Source organism: Acidobacteriota bacterium, assembly GCA_040752915.1.
GTDB lineage: Bacteria > Acidobacteriota > UBA4820 > UBA4820 > DSQY01 > JBFLVU01.
On sequence record JBFMHB010000001.1, the window covers coordinates 92,378 to 111,579 of the forward strand.

Annotated in this window: 18 protein-coding genes and 1 tRNA gene; 12 read left to right on the plus strand and 7 right to left on the minus strand. The window is 67.6% G+C overall.

All coding sequences use genetic code 11. The annotated features are described in order from the left end of the window. Window positions 1-69: 69 nt before the first annotated feature. From AB1824_00400 to AB1824_00410, 3 genes are read left to right on the plus strand one after another with little or no spacing between them, the layout of a single operon-like run. Complete coding sequence (locus tag AB1824_00400) at window positions 70-684, plus strand: 4Fe-4S dicluster domain-containing protein (protein MEW5763409.1); 615 nt, start codon at window positions 70-72, stop codon at window positions 682-684. Next, window positions 677-1,447: an ABC transporter ATP-binding protein gene (locus AB1824_00405; GenBank protein ID MEW5763410.1), complete on the plus strand. Its 771-nt coding sequence runs from the start codon at window positions 677-679 to the stop codon at window positions 1,445-1,447. Before AB1824_00400 ends, AB1824_00405 begins: the two co-directional genes overlap by 8 nt. Then, window positions 1,408-2,511 carry a patatin-like phospholipase family protein gene (locus AB1824_00410; protein MEW5763411.1) on the plus strand — a complete coding sequence of 368 codons (1,104 nt, stop codon included), beginning with the start codon at window positions 1,408-1,410 and terminating at the stop codon, window positions 2,509-2,511. Before AB1824_00405 ends, AB1824_00410 begins: the two co-directional genes overlap by 40 nt. A 439-nt stretch (window positions 2,512-2,950) precedes the next feature. Here AB1824_00410 and AB1824_00415 read toward each other — a convergent pair whose 3' ends face one another. From AB1824_00415 to AB1824_00425, 3 genes are all read right to left on the minus strand, one after another. Beyond that, the gene (locus AB1824_00415; GenBank protein ID MEW5763412.1) at window positions 2,951-4,252 is read right to left on the minus strand and encodes an ABC transporter permease; all 1,302 of its coding nucleotides are present in this window, start codon (window positions 4,250-4,252) and stop codon (window positions 2,951-2,953) included. Next, window positions 4,242-5,162, minus strand: coding sequence for an ATP-binding cassette domain-containing protein (locus AB1824_00420; protein ID MEW5763413.1), 921 nt, complete (start codon window positions 5,160-5,162; stop codon window positions 4,242-4,244). The genes AB1824_00415 and AB1824_00420 overlap by 11 nt, the downstream gene beginning before the upstream one ends. Window positions 5,163-5,309: 147 nt before the next feature. Further along, window positions 5,310-6,239 carry a cysteine synthase family protein gene (locus AB1824_00425; GenBank protein ID MEW5763414.1) on the minus strand — a complete coding sequence of 310 codons (930 nt, stop codon included), beginning with the start codon at window positions 6,237-6,239 and terminating at the stop codon, window positions 5,310-5,312. A 332-nt stretch (window positions 6,240-6,571) separates the two neighbouring features. On the opposite strand from AB1824_00425, the gene AB1824_00430 reads away from it, so the two are divergent. The 6 genes from AB1824_00430 (at window position 6,572) to AB1824_00455 (ending at window position 10,070) form a co-directional block, all read left to right on the plus strand. After that, window positions 6,572-7,225 (plus strand): deoxynucleoside kinase, encoded by a 654-nt coding sequence (locus AB1824_00430; GenBank protein MEW5763415.1) that lies wholly within the window; start codon window positions 6,572-6,574, stop codon window positions 7,223-7,225. A gap of 93 nt (window positions 7,226-7,318) precedes the next feature. Then, window positions 7,319-8,203 carry a 3-methyl-2-oxobutanoate hydroxymethyltransferase gene (gene panB / locus AB1824_00435; GenBank protein ID MEW5763416.1) on the plus strand — a complete coding sequence of 295 codons (885 nt, stop codon included), beginning with the start codon at window positions 7,319-7,321 and terminating at the stop codon, window positions 8,201-8,203. Then, complete coding sequence (gene panC / locus AB1824_00440; protein ID MEW5763417.1) at window positions 8,181-9,041, plus strand: pantoate--beta-alanine ligase; 861 nt, start codon at window positions 8,181-8,183, stop codon at window positions 9,039-9,041. The genes panB and panC overlap by 23 nt, the downstream gene beginning before the upstream one ends. Window positions 9,042-9,044: 3 nt before the next feature. After that, window positions 9,045-9,437, plus strand: coding sequence for an aspartate 1-decarboxylase (gene panD, locus AB1824_00445; GenBank protein MEW5763418.1), 393 nt, complete (start codon window positions 9,045-9,047; stop codon window positions 9,435-9,437). Next, window positions 9,427-9,936 carry a hypothetical protein gene (locus tag AB1824_00450; GenBank protein MEW5763419.1) on the plus strand — a complete coding sequence of 170 codons (510 nt, stop codon included), beginning with the start codon at window positions 9,427-9,429 and terminating at the stop codon, window positions 9,934-9,936. The genes panD and AB1824_00450 overlap by 11 nt, the downstream gene beginning before the upstream one ends. Further along, window positions 9,933-10,070 carry a hypothetical protein gene (locus AB1824_00455; protein ID MEW5763420.1) on the plus strand — a complete coding sequence of 46 codons (138 nt, stop codon included), beginning with the start codon at window positions 9,933-9,935 and terminating at the stop codon, window positions 10,068-10,070. The genes AB1824_00450 and AB1824_00455 overlap by 4 nt, the downstream gene beginning before the upstream one ends. 32 nt (window positions 10,071-10,102) lie before the next feature. On the opposite strand, the gene rph is transcribed toward AB1824_00455, so the two are convergent. From rph to AB1824_00475, 4 genes are read right to left on the minus strand one after another with little or no spacing between them, the layout of a single operon-like run. Beyond that, the gene (gene rph, locus AB1824_00460; protein ID MEW5763421.1) at window positions 10,103-10,840 is read right to left on the minus strand and encodes a ribonuclease PH; all 738 of its coding nucleotides are present in this window, start codon (window positions 10,838-10,840) and stop codon (window positions 10,103-10,105) included. After that, window positions 10,837-11,643, minus strand: a complete 807-nt coding sequence (murI, locus tag AB1824_00465) for a glutamate racemase (protein MEW5763422.1) — start codon at window positions 11,641-11,643, stop codon at window positions 10,837-10,839. The genes rph and murI overlap by 4 nt, the downstream gene beginning before the upstream one ends. Next, window positions 11,636-12,229: a GerMN domain-containing protein gene (locus tag AB1824_00470; protein ID MEW5763423.1), complete on the minus strand. Its 594-nt coding sequence runs from the start codon at window positions 12,227-12,229 to the stop codon at window positions 11,636-11,638. The genes murI and AB1824_00470 overlap by 8 nt, the downstream gene beginning before the upstream one ends. Continuing rightward, the gene (locus tag AB1824_00475; GenBank protein ID MEW5763424.1) at window positions 12,219-13,769 is read right to left on the minus strand and encodes an N-acetylmuramoyl-L-alanine amidase; all 1,551 of its coding nucleotides are present in this window, start codon (window positions 13,767-13,769) and stop codon (window positions 12,219-12,221) included. Before AB1824_00475 ends, AB1824_00470 begins: the two co-directional genes overlap by 11 nt. Before the next feature lie 140 nt (window positions 13,770-13,909). Between AB1824_00475 and AB1824_00480 the strand changes: the two genes are divergently transcribed. From AB1824_00480 to AB1824_00490, 3 genes are all read left to right on the plus strand, one after another. Next, a tRNA-Gly gene (locus AB1824_00480) sits at window positions 13,910-13,985 on the plus strand. A 522-nt stretch (window positions 13,986-14,507) separates the two neighbouring features. After that, complete coding sequence (locus AB1824_00485; protein MEW5763425.1) at window positions 14,508-17,231, plus strand: DUF2339 domain-containing protein; 2,724 nt, start codon at window positions 14,508-14,510, stop codon at window positions 17,229-17,231. Next, complete coding sequence (locus AB1824_00490) at window positions 17,201-19,117, plus strand: DUF3999 family protein (GenBank protein MEW5763426.1); 1,917 nt, start codon at window positions 17,201-17,203, stop codon at window positions 19,115-19,117. The genes AB1824_00485 and AB1824_00490 overlap by 31 nt, the downstream gene beginning before the upstream one ends. Window positions 19,118-19,202: the final 85 nt, after the last annotated feature.

The following is a 19,202-nucleotide window of genomic DNA, read 5'->3' on the forward strand; positions in this document are numbered from 1 at the left end:
TCCTCCCCCCTCCCGAGAAGGGCCGCTTCTTCTGTTGCCAGTCCCGCCGTGCCGACCCATAATGACCCCATGGGCGAGAAGGTGGACCGTGCCGGGTTTCTCCGCCGGCTCTTCTTCGTGGATTCGGGGACCCAGGCGGCCAGAGCCCTTCGCGGCGAGGGGTCCTATCCCACCGGGCGCATTCCCTTCACATTCCTCCGCCCCCCCGGAGCCCCGCTCGAGCCCCAGTTTCTCTCTCGATGCACCCGCTGCGACTTGTGCCGCGAAGCCTGCCCGGAGAAGATCCTCGTACCCGCCCAGGAGCCGCTCATGGGGAGAGGCACGCCCGTCATCGATCCGGACCTCGGGCCCTGCACGCTCTGCCTCAAGTGCGTGGAGGCCTGCCCCGACGGGGCGCTTCTCCTCGACGAGGACCGCCGCATGGGAAAGGCGGTCTGGCATGCCGAGACGTGCCTATCCTCCCGAATCGTCGCGTGCGTGAAATGCGTCGAGGCCTGTCCCGTGGGTCCTTCGGCCATCCAGATCCTTCCCGGAAAGGGCGTGGAGATCTACCCCGACGGCTGCACCGGCTGCGGTTTCTGCGTCCGGGCCTGTCCCACGGAGCCCAGGAGCCTTCACCTTCAAGGCCGCCCGCCCATGCCGCTCCGCGGCCATCCTCCGGTTCCGACGAGGCGCCATGGCTGAGACCCCCGCCCTCGCCATCGAGAACTTGAAGAAGTCCTATGGTCGCCTGGAGGCCGTGTCCGACCTGACCCTCGAGGTGGCCGCGGGCGAAATCTACGCCTTTCTCGGTCCCAACGGAGCCGGCAAGACCACCACGCTTCGCACCGCGGCGGGGCTGCTCCTGCCGGACGGGGGCTCCATCCGGATCTGCGGAGAGCCGGTGGAGGCCGACGCCCTCCCGTTCCGCCGCCTCATGGCCTACGTTCCGGACCGGCCCTACTTGTACGAAAGGCTCACCGCCTGGGAATACCTCGATTTCCTGGCCCGTGTTCGGGGCCTTCGGGAATGGCAGGACAGGGCCCGGTCTCTTCTGGAGCGGTTTCGTCTCGAGGCCTGGGCCCACCAGCTCGTGGAGGGTTTCTCTCACGGGATGCGTCAGAAACTCGTCCTCGTCGGAGCCCTGCTTCACCGGCCGCGTCTGCTCATGGTGGACGAGCCCATGGTCGGGCTCGACCCGCGCTCCTCGAGGGACGTACGGGACCTCTTCGGGGAACTCGCCTCCGAGGGGACGGGCCTCTTCCTCTCCACCCACTCCCTTGACATGGCGGCGGAGGTGGCCCACCGCATCGGGATCCTGCACCGAGGCCGACTGGTGGCCGAGGGCGCCTTCGGCGAGCTCCAAACCTTGGCCAGCCGGCCGGGAAGCTCCCTGGAGGATATTTTTCTCACCCTCACGGAGGAGAAATGGGAGGAAGAATCACGAGCCGGATTCGGGGCCTCCTGAAGCCCCGCGTGGCCCTCGTCCTCGGCGGAGGAGGAGCCCGCGGCTTCGCCCACCTCGGCGTGCTCAAGGTGCTCGAGCAGGAGAAGGTCCCCGTGGACCTCATCGTGGGATGCAGCGCCGGAGCGCTCATCGGCACGCTGTACGCCTTCTCGGGCTCCACCGAGGCCGCCGAACGGGGGCTGGTGGAGTTCTCCCATTCACCTGGCTTTTCCGACGGACACTACCGGGACATCCAGGCCATCGTCCCGCTGGCCGGGGGCGAAAAGCGCGGCCTCTTCAGCCGACTCCACAGGGCCTACAAGATGGCCTCCTTCTTCGCCTCCACCCTCCTCAAGGAATCCTTCGTCCATCCGAAGGAGTTCGAGCGAAATGTGGCCGCGGTCATTCCCGACAGGCGCCTGGAGGAGTCCCCCATACCCCTCGCCATCGTCGCGACGGACCTGAAGACGGGTGAGGAGGTCGTCCTCCGGGAGGGTCCGGCGCGTCTGGCGGTCCAGGCCTCCTCGGCCATCGCGGGCGTCTTCCCGCCCGTCCAGGTCGGTCGCCGCGACCTCGTGGACGGCGGCTTCGTCGACAAGGTCCCCGTGGAGGTCGCCATCCGCCTGGGCGCCGACGTGGTCCTCGCGGTCAACGTGGGCCTGGATGTGGATCGAAACGGGGACGTTCAGAAGCGCGGGGCGACCATTTCGGCCCGGGCCAACGCCATCATGTCCGAGGCGCTTACGGAGATTCAGACTCGCTTCGCCGACGTGCTCATCTGCCCCGACGTCCAGTCCGTCCACTGGGCGGATTTTCGCTCCGTCGAACGCGCGGTCCCCCTTGGGGAGGCCGCCGCCCGGAAAGCCATGCCTCAGGTCCGAAAGGCCCTTCGACGAGGCTGGCGAAGGAAGTTGGTTCGAATCGTTGGCCGCTGGCCGAGGCGCACCGTCGTCTTTCGACCCCTCTCCCCTTCCTTCACACCCGCCCTTCCGGAGGCGCCTCCGGCGCCGGCAGAGACGGATCGGGCCCCACACGCCGAGGCGGCCCCTGCGGCGGCGCCGAACTCCCCTCCGAAGGCACGCTGAGGACGAGGGCCGTCCAGGTGGGGAAGAGAGAGAGAACGGGGACCACCTCGGCGCCCAGAGCCAGGACGAATCGCCAACGGAATCCGAGGATCCCCACAAGAATTGCCGCCGTTCCGAGGTCGAGCACGAGGTCAAAGGGCGAGGCCGCTCCCTCAAAGAAGAGGGGGAACAGCGCCATCTCCACGAGGTCCGCTACGCCCGCCACGAAGAGCGCAACCAGCTTCCGGCTCCTGGAAACCCCGGGAAGCGTTCCGGGCCGCAAGTTCCTCATGCCGATCACGGCGCCCTCCTGTGAATCTCAGGCGCGCGGCGCCGTGCGTGGAACCGGCGCGCGCCCGCCCTACGGGTGGTGCCGATGGAACCGGTTGGAGGGGCCTTCCCGCAGAACCCCGCGTTCGGGCATGGCCCTTTTCGACGCCGGGGTCTCACCGGGCTACCCTCACTTTTCCCTCATCCACCGAAGGACCTCCGGGATCGTGGGGCGCTTGCCCGTCATGAGGATGCCCACCCGGTAGATTTTGGCCGCCATCCAGGCCACCGCCAACGTCCCCAGGGCAAGGAGAACCAGGCTCGCGGCGATTTGCCAGTGCGGAACGTCCACGGCTCCCACCCTCAGGAGCATCGTGATGGGCGACGTCACGGGAAACAGGCTCAACCCCACGACCCAGCCGGCGTTCGGGCTCTGCAGGGTCGGCATCATGAGAACGAAGGGAATCACCAGACCGAAGGTGACGGGCGTCTGCCACTGCTGCGCCTCCTGCTGGGTCGTGCAGGTGGCCCCCACGGCGGCATAGATGCTCGCGTAGAAAACGAACCCGAACAGGAAGTACAGAACGAGGACCACCATCTCCAGGGGCTTCATCCATCCCCCTTCGGAGGAGGAGGCCACGTTCATGGGGTTGGCAAGGTACAGCCCAGCGCCCAGGAGAAACCAGATGCCGTACTGGAGGAGGCCGACGGAGGCGATTCCCACGATCTTGCCCATCATCAGCTCGAAGGGACGCACGGCCGAGAGGATGACCTCCACCACCTTTCCGCTCTTCTCTTCCAACACCCCGTTGGACAGGGCCACCCCGTACATGATGATCATGATGTAAATCACCATGGCGAGCAGGATGGGCCGGATGAGGTCCGTCAAGATGCTCCCTTTCCGCGTCTTTCCGCCCTTCTGGACCTTCACGGTCTGAAGGTCCACCCGCCCCCTCAGTTGATCCGCCACGGCCGGATCCAGCCCGAGCTTCTGCAGTTTCTGCTGGAGCCGGGCCTGGTTCAGCCGACCCGTCATGAGCCCGAAAAGTTGGGTGTTCGACAGGCTCTGGGCGTAGAACGTGGCCTTGATTTCCTGCTCCGGATCGGGCTCCACCAGTAGGATTCCGTCCAGCTTCCCGTCGCCCACTTCCAGTTTCAGGGCCTCCAGGTCCGCATCGGGGGGGGCGAGTTGAAATTCCGAGGCGGCCTCGGCGCGCCGGTCGGCCTCCTCCTCGATGCGGTCCCCGGGATCCCCCGACCTCTCTTTGGCCCCTCTGCTCTCGAGGATCATGGGGCCGGCCCAGCCCGTCCTGTCCACCACCGAAATCCTCACTTCTTCGTGCCGCATGATGGACAGGGCCGCCGGCAGGATCATGAGTGCGCCGAAGATCACGGGCGTGAGGATCGTGCTGATCAGAAAGGACTTCTTCCGCACGCGCTCGAGGAACTCCCTTCGAACGATGGCGAGAATGTTCAGCCAGTTAGTTCGCATGGCCATCCTCCCCCGTCACGACCTTCACGAAGATGTCGTGCATGGAGGCCTGGGCCTCCTCGAACCTGGATACCTTGACCCCCATCTCCAGCAGGCGCTTGAGCACCTTGCCCGCGTGGGCCTCGGGGCGCAGGAAGAAGCGCGCCTCGTTGGGTAGGAGCGCCGTGCTCTCGGACAGGTCCTCGAACTTCTCGGGCGACAGGTCCGCCCCGTCCGAGAACTCCACCTTCACGGCGCGCGTTCCGTATTGCTTTCGAATCTCGCCCACGTCCCCCCTCAAGACCACCCTTCCCTGATGGATCAGAGCGATGGACTGGCAGAGCTTTTCCACCTGCTCCATCTGGTGGGTGGAAAGCACCACCGTGGTTCCCTGGGTAATGGCCTCGTCGAGAACCTCCATGAACAGCTCCGCGTTCACGGGGTCGAGGCCCGAAAAGGGTTCGTCCAGGATGGCCACTTTGGGCCGGTGCTGGATGGCGACGAGAAGTTGAATCTTCTGCTGCATGCCCTTGGAGAGTTCATCCAGGCGGTTGGCTTCCCATTTCTCCAGGCCCAATCGCTTGAGGCCCTCCGTGGCCCTGCGGGAAGATTCGGCGGCGGAGAGCCCGCGCAGGCGGCCGAAGAAACGAAGGAGCTCCCCCACCTTCATCTTGACGTAGAGGCCCCTCTCCTCCGGCAGGTAGCCGAGGGCCGAGGCGGCCACCCTCTCCCTCGGACGCCCCATCACGTGGACCGTCCCCGCGTCCGGAAGAAGGATGCCCAGAGTCATGCGGATGAGGGTCGTCTTTCCCGCCCCGTTGGGACCCAGAAGCCCGAAGATCCTTCCCTCCGGAATCTCCAGATCCAGAGGCTTCACCGCTTCGACTTTTCCAAAGGACTTGCGCACACTCCGATACTCGAGCGCGTTCATGGCGCCTCCCCGGTCATTCTACTCGGTTCCCCCGCGCCTTTCGCCCCACCTTTTTCCTTTCGAATCTCCCATCGCACCTTCCGGGTCCCTCGACCTTCCTTCACGCCCCACGTCTCTCGTCTCGCCTTTCTCATCCCGCTCCTGGTCTCACGCCCTTTTCCTCTGGTATACGTCCGTGCTGAGGTACTTGAGGCCCGAGTCGCACAGGAGGGTCACAACTCGGGAGCCCGGGCCGAGTCTTCGAGCCACACGGAGGGCCGCTACAACGTTGGCTCCCGAGGAGGTGCCCGCGAAGAGGCCCTCCTCCCGCGCCAGGCGACGCGCCATTTCCTTGGCCTCGGCCGTCGCCACGGGAACGATTTCGTCTACGAGAGAGGGCTCCCACAGCGGCGGCGTGAAGCCGATGCCCACCCCTTCGATCTTGTGGGGCCCCGGCGGGCCGCCGGACAGGACCGCCGATTCGGCGGGCTCCACGGCGGCGACCCGCAAATTCGCCTTGCGCGCCTTCAGCGCCGTCGCCACCCCCCGCGAGGAGGCCCCGGTGCCCACGCTTTGGACGAAGGCATCCACCTTCCCATTCGTTTGCTCCCAGATCTCTTCTCCCAGCGAAACGTAGCCCGAAACGCTGTCCAGGTTGGTCAATTGGTCCGTCCAGTAGGTGTTCGGCTCTCCGCTCAAGGCCCGCGCCGCTTCGATCATGTCCAGGATCAATTTCTTCGTCGTGAGCCCGCCCTCGCTCGGCACGAGGGTCAGTTCCGCCCCGAGGGCCGCCATGTGGTCCAGCTTCTCTGCGCTGAAGGCATCGGAGGTTACGATTCGAAGTCGGTAGCCTTTCGCCGCGCACACCAGGGCGAGGGACGCCCCCGTACTGCCGCCCGTGTACTCCACGACCGTTCCTCCCGCCCTTAGACGCCCGTCCGCCTCGGCCCGCTCGATCACCGCACGGGCCATGCGGTCCTTCATGCTCCCCGTGGGGTTCTCCCACTCCAGCTTCACCCAGATTTCCCCACAGCCTTCGGGCACGACTTTCCGGAGCCCCACCAGGGACGTGTTCCCGATGGAATCCAGCACGCTCATCGCCACCTCCCTCCCGCCGGTCCATTCCACCACGCGGCGCGTAAACGCCTCAAGCCCGAATGGGAAGACGAAGGGCCGGCCCAGTCTCGCTCCGGGGAAGGCTGTCATCGCGTCCCATGAGGCGGGTCGTTTGGGAAGGCGGCGCGTGGGGCGCAACAGGCCCCCTCCAGGCCGGAGGAGAGCGCCGCCGCGAAGGGGGGGCTTCCACCGAGCCCGCCACCGGGATGACCCTCGGGAAACGGCTCGCCGGTCCGTTGGACGCGACCGCTCCGGCCTGCCCGCTCCGTTGAAAACCGAACACGCCTGGGGCATACTGGGCCGCGGGAGTCGGGATGGCGACAACTCCGGAACTGCGGTACCCCTATCTGGCCGTGGAAGGCCCCATCGGGGTCGGCAAGACGACTCTCGCGCGTCTCCTGGCCCGCCGCCTGGGCGCCACCCTCCTTCTCGAGGATGTGCAGAACCCCTTCCTTTCGGATTTTTATTCCGGCAAGAAGGGCTCCGCCTTTCAGTGCCAGCTGTTCTTCCTCCTGACCCGGTACCAGCAGCAGCAGCACCTCGTCCAGCGCAGTCTCTTCGACTCCCGAATGGTGGCGGACTATCTTCCCCGCAAGGACAAGATCTTCGCGTACCTGAACCTCGACGACTCAGAGCTGGTCCTGTACGAGAAGCTTTACGGCCTCCTGATGGAGAACCTCCCCAAGCCCGAGGCCGTCATCTACCTGCAGGCCACCACCCCCACGCTCCAGAAACGCATCCGCGCCCGGTCGCGCGACTTCGAAAAACGCATTTCGGACGAGTACATCGAAGAACTCAACCGCGCGTACAACCACTTCTTTTTTCACTACCGGGACACGCCCCTCTTGATTGTGAACACGAATGATGTAGATTTTGAGAGGGATCCCTCGGAGCTGGATCACCTGATCGCCCAGGTGAACCGGTTGGAGAGGGAGGTCCTCTTTTACGCTCCGCCCGCATTCCGATAGTCGGGAGCGGGACGGGGTCGGAACGCCTGACCGAGTGCTTTCCCTCAAGCCCAAGGGGCCGCCCCGAGGGATGGGGAGAAAGGAGAACCACCCATGTCCAAGATCCGGGAAGCGATTCCCCAGGCCGTCACCGTTCCTTCTCTGCGGGGGCGCAAGGGCCGGGACAAGATCGTCATGATGACGGCTTACGATTACCCCTCGGCACGGATCGCCGAGGACGCGGGAGCCGACGTCCTCCTCGTGGGAGACTCCCTCGGGATGGTGGTCCAGGGCCAGGGGGATACCCTCTCGGTAACGCTGGACCAGATGGCCTACCACTGCTCCATGGTTTCGCGGGCGGCCCGCCGCGCTCTGGTGGTGGCGGACATGCCCTTTCTCACCTATCACACGGGCTGGCAGGATGCGGTCCGGAACTGCGGCCGGTGCTTCCAGGAGGGCGGCGTTCAGGCGGTGAAGATCGAGGGAGGCCGGCGCCGGGCCGCCTTGATCCGGCGGCTCGTGGCCAGCGACATGCCCGTTCTGGGCCACATCGGCCTGACGCCCCAAAGCCTCCACCACCTCGGCGGGTTCAAGGTGCAGGGAAAGAGCCTGGAGGCCGCCCGGGGCTTGGTGGACGACGCCCGGGCCGTCGAGGAAGCGGGGGCTTTCGCCGTGGTGTTGGAATGCATCCCCATGGAGGTGGCCGCGGAAATCACCGCCGCCGTCTCCATCCCGACGGTGGGCATCGGCGCGGGCCCGAACTGCGACGGCCAGGTCCTGGTCTTTCACGATCTCCTGGGCTTGTACGACGGCAGGCTGCCGCGATTCGTCCGGCGGTACGGAGATTTCGGCCGGCAGATGCGGGAGGCCCTCGCTCGCTTCCGCGAGGATGTACGTTCGGGCGCCTTTCCAGCGGAAGCCGAGTCCTTCCACCTCCCCGAGGAGGTGGCCGTCCACTTCGAGGAGGGGAACCGCCGTGCGGATCCTGCGTCTCGCTGAGGAGGCCCGTGCTTTCAGCCGGTCCGCGCGGGCGGGCGGCGAAACGGTGGCCCTGGTTCCCACCATGGGCTACCTGCACGAGGGACACCTGTCGCTCGTGCGCCTGGCCCGGCGTCGCGCCTCCCGGGTGATGGCGACGATCTTCGTGAATCCCCTCCAGTTCGGTCCCCGGGAAGACCTTTCGCGCTATCCCCGGGACTTCGACCGGGACAGGTCCCTCCTCGAGCGGGAGGGCGTGGATGCCCTTTTCGCCCCCGAAGTGGAAGAGATGTACCCCGCCGGGGCCTGCACTCGAGTCGTGGTGGAAGGCCCTCTGACCGAAGGGCTTTGCGGCGCCCGCCGTCCGGGCCACTTCGCCGGCGTGGCCACGGTCGTGGCCAAGCTCTTCGCCCTCTCCGAGCCGGACGTGGCCGTATTCGGACAAAAGGACGCCCAGCAAGCGGCCGTGATCCGCCGCATGACGCGGGACCTCAACTTGCCCGTGGAAATCGTGGTGGCCCCCATCGTGCGCGAAGCCGACGGCCTCGCCATGTCCAGCCGCAACGTGTATTTGAACGCCGAGGAACGCTCCCAGGCCGTGGTCCTGAGCCAGGCTCTCGCCTCCGCCCAGGCCTCCTTCGAAACGGGCGAACGCCGGACGGCGGCCCTCCTCGAAATCGCGCGGCGAGTCATCGCCTCGGCGCCGCTGGCGCGACTGGATTACGCCGAGATCGTAGACGCCGAGACCTTCTTGCCCGCAGAACAGGTCTCCTCCCCTTCCCTGCTCGCCCTGGCCGTCCATTTCGGCTCCACGCGGCTCATCGACAACACCGTGCTCCAACCCGATCGTGAGGCCTGAGCCATGCTGTTGAACGTACTGAAGGGAAAAATCCACCGCGCCACCGTCACGGACGCCGACCTCGCCTACGAAGGTTCCGTCACCCTCGACGCGGCTCTCATGGAAGCCGCCGGCATCGTCCCCCACGAAGCCGTGGAGATCTACGACGTGACCAACGGCTCACGGCTCCGCACCTATACGCTCTGGGCCCCCCCTGGCTCCGGAGTGGTGTGCATCAACGGGGCCGCCGCCCACCTCGTGAAGAAGGGGGACGTCGTGATCCTGTGCGCCTACGCCCTCATGGATCCCGCGGAGGCCTCGCTTTTCCGACCCCGCGTGGTTCTCGTGGACGGCGAAAACCGCATCAAGAACGTCTCCCGCTATGACGGCGGGCGCCTTCAAGACGATGACCGGTAGGGGAAGGCTGGGGCGGGCCCTTCTCGCGGCGGCGTTCGTTCTCGCCGGGGCCACAGCCCGCGCTCAGGCCGATCCGGCCTTTGACCTGTTTCTCAAGAGCGACTACGGGAGCGCCCGAGTCTGGATCAACACGGCCACGGGAGAGTTCCGGTGGCTGGACGCCGGTAAGGGCCTGGACCTGCGCGGACGGGGGTCCCTCGCCTTCCCCAACCTGGGCCCCGTGGTCTTCTCCGTGTCAGGCGAATTTCCCGGGTACGACTGGGTCAGCGCCACGCTGAAGATCTACGGGACCACGGCCACCGGGTACCTTGCGGCTTTTCCTGCCGGAGAAAGGGTCCGCAAGGTGACTTCGAACTTCTTCGACCGGAACACCCGGGACGACCTCCCCAAGCCCCGAAAAGCCGACCGGGGAGGTACCTCGAAGCCTCCCACGCCTCCCCCGCCGCCGCCCTCGGTGGGGGAAATCCGAACGGCCCCCCCGGAGGTTCCGAAGGGATGACGGCGATGCAGGCGGACCGACGGATGGGCGCGGGCGGGATGGTGGGCATCTCCCCCTGCCGGACCTCGGGTACAAGACGGCCGCCCGCCCCGGACCACGGCCCCTGCGGCCGGCTCGCCCTCGAGGCGGGCTGATTGGCGCCTTCCGCCTCGCCTCCGTCGCCCCTCTAAATCCCGTAGGCCTTCAAGTCGAAGGGAAAGGCGGCGCGCTGAGCGGCCATGAGGCGGTCGATTCCCCCGGCCGCCACGGCGAGGAGCGCGTCGAGATCGGCTTTGGAAAAGGGCTCGTGCTCGGCGGTTCCTTGCACCTCGATGAACCGCCCGTCATCGGTCATGACGACGTTCATGTCCACCTCGGCGATGCTGTCCTCTTCGTAGTTGAGGTCCAGGATCTTCTCGCCCCGCAGAACGCCCACGCTGGTGGCCGCCACCATGTGTTTCACGGGAAAGGTCTTGATGAGCTTGGCCTCGGCGAGGTGATGGAAGGCCAGAACCATGGCCACGAAGGAGCCCGTGATGGCCGCCGTGCGGGTTCCGCCGTCGGCCTGAAGGACGTCGCAGTCGATCCAGACGGTGCGGTCCGGAAGGGCCGAGAGGTCGGCCACCGACCGGAGCGAGCGGCCGATGAGCCGCTGGATCTCCTGGGTGCGGCCCGACTGACGGCCGCGGGACGCCTCGCGCGGCGTCCTCTGCTGGGTGGACCCCGGGAGCATGCCGTACTCGGCGGTGATCCAGCCCTGCCCCGTCCCTTTCATGAAGGGCGGAACCCTGTCCTCCACGGTGGCCGTGCAGAGAACCTTGGTGCGCCCGCACTCGACCAGGCAGGACCCTTCCGGGAAGGCCACGAAGCCCGGGTGGATGGCCACGGGTCTCATCTCGTTCGCGCTGCGTCCGTCGTTCCTCATGGAAGAACCAACCTTTCTTCGGATACGGGCCTCAATTCGGGAACGGGTTCGCCCAGGATCCTTTCGCCCACATCGCGAAAGTGCGTCCCCGCATCGGTGACGTAACAGGTGAGCCGGCCGCGCGGGGCCCCCGGAACGGCAGGCTTCAAGGAGGGCGCGAGGGCATCGGCGGCGGCGGCGGCCGAGGAGATCAACGCCACGCTCGGGCCTGCCACCTCCGCCAGCACGGGGATGAGGACGGGGTAATGAGTGCAACCGAGAATGAGCGTGTCCACCCGGCGCTCGAGGAGGGGTGCGAGGTAGCGCGCCGCCACCTCCCTGGCCACGGGATCCTCGGCCCAGCCTTCCTCCACCAGGGGGACAAAAAGGGGGCAGGGCTCGGAGAAGACCTCAATCGCGGGATCCAGTCTCGCCAGAGCGCTCGCGTAGGCCCCGCTCGCCACCGTGGCCCGCGTCCCGATGAGCCCCACGCGGCCATTCCTTGTAGCCTTCGCGGCGGCTTCGGCCCCTGGACCGATCATGCCCAACACGGGCACCGGCAACTCCTCTTTCAGAACTTCCAAGGCAAGGGACGATGAGGTGTTGCAGGCCACCACGAGGTGGCGGATCCCCCGCCCCGTCAGAAAGCGTCCGATCTCCCGGGAATAGCGCACCACCGTCTCGGGCGACTTGTTTCCGTAGGGAACCCTAGCCGTGTCTCCGAAGTAGAGGATGTCCTCGCCGGGAAAGGCGCGGCGGATCTCCCGGACCACCGTGAGGCCGCCCACCCCCGAGTCGAAGACGCCGACGGGGCCCTTATTCACCCGCGACTCCTCCCAGCCCTTCGGATCGGCGCAACTCAAGGCCCAGAAGGCGGTTTTCGGGGCAGATGGGCTTGGAGAGGTCCAGGTGGCCGAGGAGGGTGTCCGTCTCGCGGCCTTCGATGAGGACCTGCACGGATCGGATCTCGGGGAAATTCCAGACGAGCGTGTTGACGATGCCGTAAATGCGATGGACCTCCGTGTGAACGCCGCCTCCGGAGGTCACGGGTCCTCCCAGGTCCACCACGGCCCTGGCTCCCGAAACAAGGTACAGGGCCCGAAGGGTGCAGTGCTCGGGAAAAGGGGAAAAGCGCCCCTCCCCGGCGGGCCCCTGAATGTACCTCGACACGAGGAGGGCCATGGACTCCTCGGGCGTGGCGCCGGCGGCCATGCGGACCTTCTCCGCGTGAAGCAGGCCGTCCTCCGCGGACGGGTAGAGGAGGGTCCTTTCCGCTTCGTCCCCCTCCGGCACGGCGACGGAGGGCCCGCCCTCCGGTGAGGGTGTGGGCGCCCCGCCTCCTCCGCAGCCGAGCAGATAGACCAGGGGGAGGACAAGCAGGAAGGCGAATGCCCGCCGGTCAGGGGACATCGGCCGGCGCCGCGGGGTTTTCATACCGCTCCTTGAAGGCCGCCACGGCCTCGGCGAGGCCGCGGGCCACCTGCTCTTGGAAGGATGGATCGTTCACTTTTCGGAGGTCATCACCGTGGGTCAAGAAGGCCACCTCCACGAGCACCGCGGGCATGCGCGCCCCTTCGAGCACCGCGAAAGGGGCCTGGCGGACGGACCGGCTGGCGGTTCCAAGGATGGAGTTCAGGTTCTGCTGGATGGTCTCGGCGAGAAAGGCGCTCTCCACAAGGAAGGCTGTCTGGGCCATTTCCCAAAGGACGAGATGGAGGCCGGACCCGGTATCGGTTCCCTGTCCCTCCAAATTTTCCTTGGAAGCCAGTTCGCTGGCCCAGAGGTCCGTGGCATCCCGGCTCATGAAGTAGACCTCGGGGCCCCTCGCGCCGGGCGCGGGGGAAGCGTTGAGGTGGATGGAGAGGAACAGGTCGGCCTGATTGAAGTTGGCGATGGCGGTCCTCTGCATCAAGGAAACAGTGGAGTCCTCCGTACGCGTCAGGACGACCTTGAGTCCCTGCGCCTCCAGCAGAGGAACCAACCTCTGGCTCAGCTCGAGGGCGATGTCCTTCTCGGTCCGCCCACCGGGAGCGACGGCTCCTGTGTCCCCTCCCCCGTGGCCGGGATCGAGGACGACGACGTCCAGGGCAGGCGTCTTCACGGGCATTTCCTTGGCGAATGATGTCCCAGGTGACTCGGGAGCCGACGCTGCCGGCTCCGGCGGTAGCCCTGGCCCTGCATTCCCGGATGGAGGCGGGGCGGGGACCTGCTGACTCTCCCCCTTCACGGCCAGGACAAGCCGTTCAGGGTTTCTGAGTTTGAGGATGTCCAGCTTCTTGAACCGGTCCCCCAGGTCGACCCGAAGGACCTTCCCTTCGCGGTCCGGGGCCACCCGCTCCACGATGCCCCTCCCGAGTTCGTGGGCCGGCGCGGAGAAGGCGCCGCTCCTGAGCCGCACCAGGACCTCTCGTCCCGACCGAGTCACCTCCGCCCCCGTCACCCCCTCCCCGGCCAGGGTGATGCGAACGAAGTCCGCGCTCACCGCCGTGTCCACGGTGACAGCCTGTCCGGAGCCGGCAACGCTCTTCACCGGAGGAACGACCTGGACCATGGGTTTGGCCTCTTCGCCGAGGATTCGAACCGGGCCTCCGAGCGCTTTCGGGAGCACGTTCGTCAGGAATTCCTCGGGGAGCCACAAGCAGCCCTCGGCCTCCCTCGGCACGTGGGCCATCTTCACGATCTGGCCGTCCAGGGAAACCATCGGAGAGGCCGTGGACACGAGAATGCGCCGCCCGCCGAGGAGAAGCGCCGGGTAGGAGGAGACCGAGTCCTTCCCCACGGAGCCCTTCAGATGACGGGCGAGCTCGTCGGCGCAAACCCAACGGACCCCCTGATAGACCCTCTCCCGCACCGAAAACAGGCCCGTCGGGGCCGAAACGTCCATCGCACGAAAACCGACGGCAAGGAGGAGGGCCGCCCCCGCCGACAGCGCGCCTCGATTCAGCTTCATTCGGGCTCCCCGTCCCGCCTTGCGGGACACCAGCGCATTGTACCGATCCCCGCCCTCCCTCGCAATGGAGGCGCGCCCCTCGGGGGGGTCTCCGGCGGCCTTGACCCTGGCTCCGCTTCTGCGCTATCGTTCTGGTCGGCGCGGGCGTAGCTCAGTCGGTAGAGCGCGAGCTTCCCAAGCTTGAGGTCGCGGGTTCGAGACCCGTCGCCCGCTCCAGAGAATCCGAAGAGGGAGGCTGTGCCTCCCTTTCTTGTTTCTGCGGATTCGAAGGCAAAAGGGTCGAGAAGGGCGGGACACGCCGAGGCGTTGCCGCGAGAACGCGACCGAGGAGGGAGCGTTCGCAGCGCAACAACGCCCGGCGAGAGACCCGCCCCGGGAACCGTAGGCGCCGTTGCGCGCGCAAGCGGCCGGACTCCGACGGCCGCGAGCACGCTACGGCGCGTAGGTTCGAGACCCGTCGCCCGCTCCAGAATACCCAAAGAGGGAGGCCCAGCCTCCTTCTTTTTTTTTGGCTCTCCTGAAGAATCTGTGCAGACCCCCGAGGGGAACCGCCGTCCGCAGCAGGCGAATGGCGACCTTCCGGCGCATTGAGGAAAAGTCGATCCGCAAGGCCCCGCCTCCATTGCGCCCTCCGCCCCGATGGCATACCCTTGCTCCTTGCCATCCTGGAGGGAGGGCGGGGGGCCGCGGAAATCAAGAACTCGGCGCCCGCGGGACTCCGAACCCGCCGGAGGAGACATGGAAGGTCTGGTCATCTTGCTCCTGGCGGCCGTTCTCCTGGGAGGCCCCGTGGTGGCCCTCACCCTTGCGATTGTGGCTCTGGTCCGAGGCAACCGGCTCCGACGCAACCTTCTCGATGCCCTGGATGACCAGCGCCGGGAATTGCAACACCTTCGAGCCCAGCTTGCGAAACTCCACTCCGATCTCGCGAGGAGCGATGGTCCCCCAGTTGAAAGGAGCCCCGGTCCCGCCTTGCCCCTTGAGGCTCCAACGGAACTCCCCCCGTTGGCGCCGGAGCCCCTGACCCAGACCGCTTCAGATTCGATTCAGGCTCCGACGCAACCGATTCCTGACCGGACCGCCCCACCTGCTCCACCCGTCGAGCCGCCCACGGCCTCCAGCGCACCGCCTGGGGCCGGACCGCCTCCCCAACCACCCGTCCGACCCGCCATGGGCCTGGAGGAGAAACTGGGGGCCAGGCTTTTCGTGTGGGTGGGAGCCGTCGCTCTGGCCCTGGCCGGAACCCTGTTCGTGAAGTATTCCATCGACCAGGGCTGGATCAGCCCGCCCGTGCGCATCGCATTGGGGGTCCTCTTCGGCGCGGCCCTCCTGGTGACGGGGGAGCTTCTCCGAAAGGGCTACCGACTCCTCGCCCAGGCGTGCTCGGCGGCCGGCATCGCCGACCTCTTCGCGTGCTTCCTTGCGGCGAGCAACCTGTACCACCTCATTCCGAACCTGGTGGCCTTCGCCCTCATGGGACTCACGGCCGCCGTGGGCGTGGCGCTCTCTCTTCGGCAGGGGCCACTGGTGGCCGTGGTGGGGCTCATCGGCGGCTTTTTCACGCCCTACTGGCTCAGCACGGGTTCCCACCGTCCGGGCCCGCTCTTCGGCTACCTGCTTCTGCTCCAGGTAGGCCTCCTGGCCGTCACGCGCCTGCGCAGGTGGTGGCCCCTGGCGGGTCTCACCCTCCTTGCGGGAATGGGCTGGGCGGCCCTCTGGCTCGCGTTCCCGTTCCGGCCCGAGGACGGCCTCTGGGTGGGACTTTTCCTCCTCGCAAGCGTGGGGGCTTTCCTGGCCAGCGGTTTCGCCGGTCGGGCCGCGGCGGCCTGGGGAGACGCGCGGATCCCCCTGGGCCTCGGGTGGGCCGCCCTGGGCTCCGGCCTCGGGCTCCTCGCCGCACTGGCGGGCCGTGGCGGATTCGGCACCACGGAGTGGGTCTTCCTGGGCATCCTCGGCGCCGCCTGCCTGGCCATGGGGCGCCTGGACGAGGCCTTCGAGGGGACGGCCTGGCTCGCGGTGATCCTCACGACGATCTTGCTCGGTCTTTGGGGGGCCGGCCTGGCTCCCGACGCCCTGGGCCTTTACCTCGCGACGGCGGGTTCGCTGGGCGCCCTCTTCGCCTTTGGGGCCTACGCTTGCCTGTGGGGCTCCGCGTCGCCCGGCCGATGGGCCGCCCTCTCGGCCCTCTCGGCGCTGGGCGCGTTTCTGATGGCATGGCGGACCCACCTGGGACTCGTCCATGGGGGCCATTGGGGTCCTCCGGCCCTTGTGATGGCTTTCCTTTTCCTCGCGGGCGCCGTTCCCCTGGCCTCCCGCCGGAACACCTTGAAGGGCGGCGAGGAGGCCCTGGCGGCCATGGCGGCGGCCGCGACGGCTTTCGTGAGCCTGGCCGTGCCTCTGGAACTCCATCGCGAGTGGATGGCGGTGGCCTGGGCTCTGGAGGTGGCGGCGCTGTGCTGGCTGTCCGAACGCCTTCGGGTGGGCGCCCTGGCCAAGCTGGCCTGGGCCCTCGCGGCTGGCGTCGCGGCTCGCCTCCTCCTCAACCCCTTCGTCCTCGCCTACCCCACGGGGTCCACTCCTGTGCTGAACTGGATCCTCTACGGCTACGGCTTGCCATTGCTGGCCTTCGCCGCGGGCGCCTGGTTCGTCCACCGCGACCGCAAGGCACTTTCGGAGGCCCTCCAGTGGGGGGCCCTGGCCTTCGGCGGGGCCCTTCTGGCCCTCGAAGTTCGCCACTATTTTCACCCAGGGCGCCTGGACTCACCCCGGGTGGACCTGGCCGAGTGGGGCGGTTGGGTCGTGGCATGGATGGCGCTGGGGCTTGGCCTCCTTGCGGCCTCCCGCCGCTGGCCCCTTCGGTCCCTGGACTGGGGCGGGCGCCTGCTCCTTCTCGCGGCTCTCGCCCTGGCGGCGTTGGGCCCGTGCCTCGTCGCCAATCCTGCCTGGACCCGCCACCCCGTTGGGGACACGCCGGTTTTCAACGCCCTTCTCTTCGTTTACGGGGTTCCGGCCCTGCTGGTCCTGCTCGGAGCGGCGGAACTCCGGAGCCGTGGCGAAGAGAGGATCTCGCGCGTTCTGGGGGCCGGAGGCCTCATCCTCCTCTTCTGCCTTCTGACCCTGGAAATCCGCCAGGGCTTCCGGGGCAGTCTGCTTCAGGCGGGCCGCGCCACCAACATGGAGAATTACGCGTATTCGGCGGGATGGATCCTCTTCGGGCTGGTCCTCCTGGGGGCAGGCATCGCCCGGCGATCGGCGGCCTTCCGGTACGCATCCCTCGCCGTGATGATTCTCACCATCGGAAAGATCTTCCTCTACGACCTCGCCCACCTGAAGGACACCCTGCTTCGCGCCCTCTCGTTCCTGGGGCTGGGGACGAGCCTGCTGCTGATCGCCTACCTTTACATGCGTTTCGTTTTCCGCCGGAGGGACGAATGCGAATCCGCCGCTTCGCGGGAGTCCTGATCCTCGCGGTCCTTCCCCTGGCCGCCCAGGTTCCGCCTGGCCGATTTGAGCGCATCGCCCAGGCCCCTTCGGAGGGCTGGTACCGTGTCAATCTGGATCCCGCCACGCGGGGGCGCATGACCCCCGACGCCCGGGACTTGAGGATTGTGGACGCTTCGGGCGCCGAAGTGCCCTACCGGCTCCTTCTACCCCCGAAGCCAGCCGAAGCCATACCAGCCGCAGCGCGCGCTGTCCGGGAATCCCCGGATGGGTGGGAACTGGTCTTCGACCTCGGTGCCTCGACGCCTCCCCATCATGCCTTCCGTTTCGAGTTCGCCAACCGCGCGGCGGTTTCCGACTGCCGGCTGGAGTCGGGCCGAGACGGCGCATCCTGGCGCCTTCTGGCCCGGGGGGACCTTTTCCGCCTCGGCGAAGGTGAGGGCCTGTCGAGAACTTCTCTGGCCTACCCGGCCACCTCGGATCGCTACCTCCGCCTGATCTGGCCCAAGGGGGGAGACTACCCCGACGTCCGGCGCGCCGAAGCCCTTCCCGCGCCGCCTTCGCCCGCCACGATCCTCGAGTTCGCTCTGAGCCTGACCCACGAGAGCGATCTACCCGCCGGCCGCGTTTATCTCGTGAGCCTGCCGGGTACCGGCGCCGGCCTGAAGGGACTCCGCCTCGCGGCACACGGCGCCGGGGCCCTTTCCTACCGGCTCTGCGCCGTCCGTCAGGGCCGCTGGGAGACCGTCGCCGAGGGGACGTTGACCGCCGATCCAAAGGGCGCGTGGCCCGATGTGGCCGTTGAGGAGGGCCCCTTCGAGAGCCCCGTGCTCCGGCTCGAGGTCGCCTCGGGGGTTCTTCCCTCGCCCTCCGTTGCGGCGGTTTGGGGTTCTTTTCAGGTTCCCTCGATCTTCTTCCATGCCGGTGCGCCCGGCGCCTACCGCTTCACGTACGGCAGCCTTGGCATGGCGCCGCCTCAGTACCCTTCTTTCGCGGTCCCGTCCCCCCCCGAGTCCGTACCCCTCCTGGTCTTGGGGCCCGAGCGCGATGGAGCGCCCGCAGGCCTGCCCGCCGCCCGGGCGGGCCTGGGTGCCGCCCTGCCCGAGGCCTCCTTCTCCACCGCCTGGCCCGTGAATCCCGGGCTGAGACCCGGGGAATTGGCCCGATTGGAGTTGCCCGGGGCCGTCTACGCCCCGGCCCGGACGGACCTCGGGGACCTGCGCCTGGAGTCGGGCGGGCGTCAGGTACCGTACCTGCTCCATGCGGCCGCCGAGCCGGTCTCCGTGTGGCGGGTCACCGGGCTCATCCCGAGCCCGGGCCGCATCCGGGGTGAAAGCGAAATCCTCCTCCCCGAGGTTCCCAAGGGTATGCACCTGACGGCCCTGGAACTGCGGACCTCCGCCTCGGCTTTCCACCGGCCCCTCGCCGTCCATTTTGTGGCCGATGGAAGCAGGCCTGGTCTCGAATCCCCACCGGCCGTCCACCACGGCGACTGGTCTTGCGCGGGCGCCTCGGCCCTGCCCTGCCGGCTCGTCGTGCCCCTATGGGGCGCCAGCCCCGGCGGAAAGATCCGTGTGGTCTTTCAGGACGGCGACAACCCGGCCCTTTCCTCGGTGGACGCGCTCCTGTGGCGCCGTGGACATACACTCTTTTTTCTGGCGCCCGAGGGGCCCGCGCGCCTCCTGGCCGGCTCGCCGAACCTGCAGCCGCCCCGCTATGACCTGGCCTCCCTGGCCTCCCAGATCCTCGCCATGCCCAGCCAGGCTGCCGACCTGGGTCCCGCCGAGGAAGGGGGCTCCCTGGCGGGCTCCCGGACGGTCCGGCTCGTCCTCGTCGGCGCCCTCATCCTCTGCGGTGCGGTCCTCCTCCTCATCCTCGCCCGCGCCTTGAAAAGGCCCGAGGGTTGACGCGCTCTCAGCCCGCCGGTGCCGGGATCTGCCCACCCACGCGGCAAGTGGTTTCCTGTTTTGCTCTCCTCCGGAATGGCTGATT

What these genes read in the sequence shown, in the direction of transcription:
- AB1824_00400 (MEW5763409.1), top strand. Translation starts at nt 70, where the DNA reads ATGGGCGAGAAGGTGGACCGTGCCGGGTTTCTCCGCCGGCTCTTCTTC.
- AB1824_00420 (MEW5763413.1), bottom strand. Translation starts at nt 5,162, where the DNA reads ATGAACGCGCTCGAGTATCGGAGTGTGCGCAAGTCCTTTGGAAAAGTC.
- AB1824_00490 (MEW5763426.1), top strand. Translation starts at nt 17,201, where the DNA reads ATGCGAATCCGCCGCTTCGCGGGAGTCCTGATCCTCGCGGTCCTTCCC.
- AB1824_00425 (MEW5763414.1), bottom strand. Translation starts at nt 6,239, where the DNA reads ATGAGCGTGCTGGATTCCATCGGGAACACGTCCCTGGTGGGGCTCCGG.
- AB1824_00455 (MEW5763420.1), top strand. Translation starts at nt 9,933, where the DNA reads ATGACGGCGATGCAGGCGGACCGACGGATGGGCGCGGGCGGGATGGTG.
- panD (MEW5763418.1), top strand. Translation starts at nt 9,045, where the DNA reads ATGCTGTTGAACGTACTGAAGGGAAAAATCCACCGCGCCACCGTCACG.
- AB1824_00410 (MEW5763411.1), top strand. Translation starts at nt 1,408, where the DNA reads ATGGGAGGAAGAATCACGAGCCGGATTCGGGGCCTCCTGAAGCCCCGC.
- AB1824_00485 (MEW5763425.1), top strand. Translation starts at nt 14,508, where the DNA reads ATGGAAGGTCTGGTCATCTTGCTCCTGGCGGCCGTTCTCCTGGGAGGC.
- AB1824_00450 (MEW5763419.1), top strand. Translation starts at nt 9,427, where the DNA reads ATGACCGGTAGGGGAAGGCTGGGGCGGGCCCTTCTCGCGGCGGCGTTC.
- panB (MEW5763416.1), top strand. Translation starts at nt 7,319, where the DNA reads ATGTCCAAGATCCGGGAAGCGATTCCCCAGGCCGTCACCGTTCCTTCT.
- AB1824_00430 (MEW5763415.1), top strand. Translation starts at nt 6,572, where the DNA reads ATGGCGACAACTCCGGAACTGCGGTACCCCTATCTGGCCGTGGAAGGC.
- rph (MEW5763421.1), bottom strand. Translation starts at nt 10,840, where the DNA reads ATGAGGAACGACGGACGCAGCGCGAACGAGATGAGACCCGTGGCCATC.
- AB1824_00470 (MEW5763423.1), bottom strand. Translation starts at nt 12,229, where the DNA reads ATGTCCCCTGACCGGCGGGCATTCGCCTTCCTGCTTGTCCTCCCCCTG.
- AB1824_00475 (MEW5763424.1), bottom strand. Translation starts at nt 13,769, where the DNA reads ATGAAGCTGAATCGAGGCGCGCTGTCGGCGGGGGCGGCCCTCCTCCTT.
- AB1824_00405 (MEW5763410.1), top strand. Translation starts at nt 677, where the DNA reads ATGGCTGAGACCCCCGCCCTCGCCATCGAGAACTTGAAGAAGTCCTAT.
- AB1824_00415 (MEW5763412.1), bottom strand. Translation starts at nt 4,252, where the DNA reads ATGCGAACTAACTGGCTGAACATTCTCGCCATCGTTCGAAGGGAGTTC.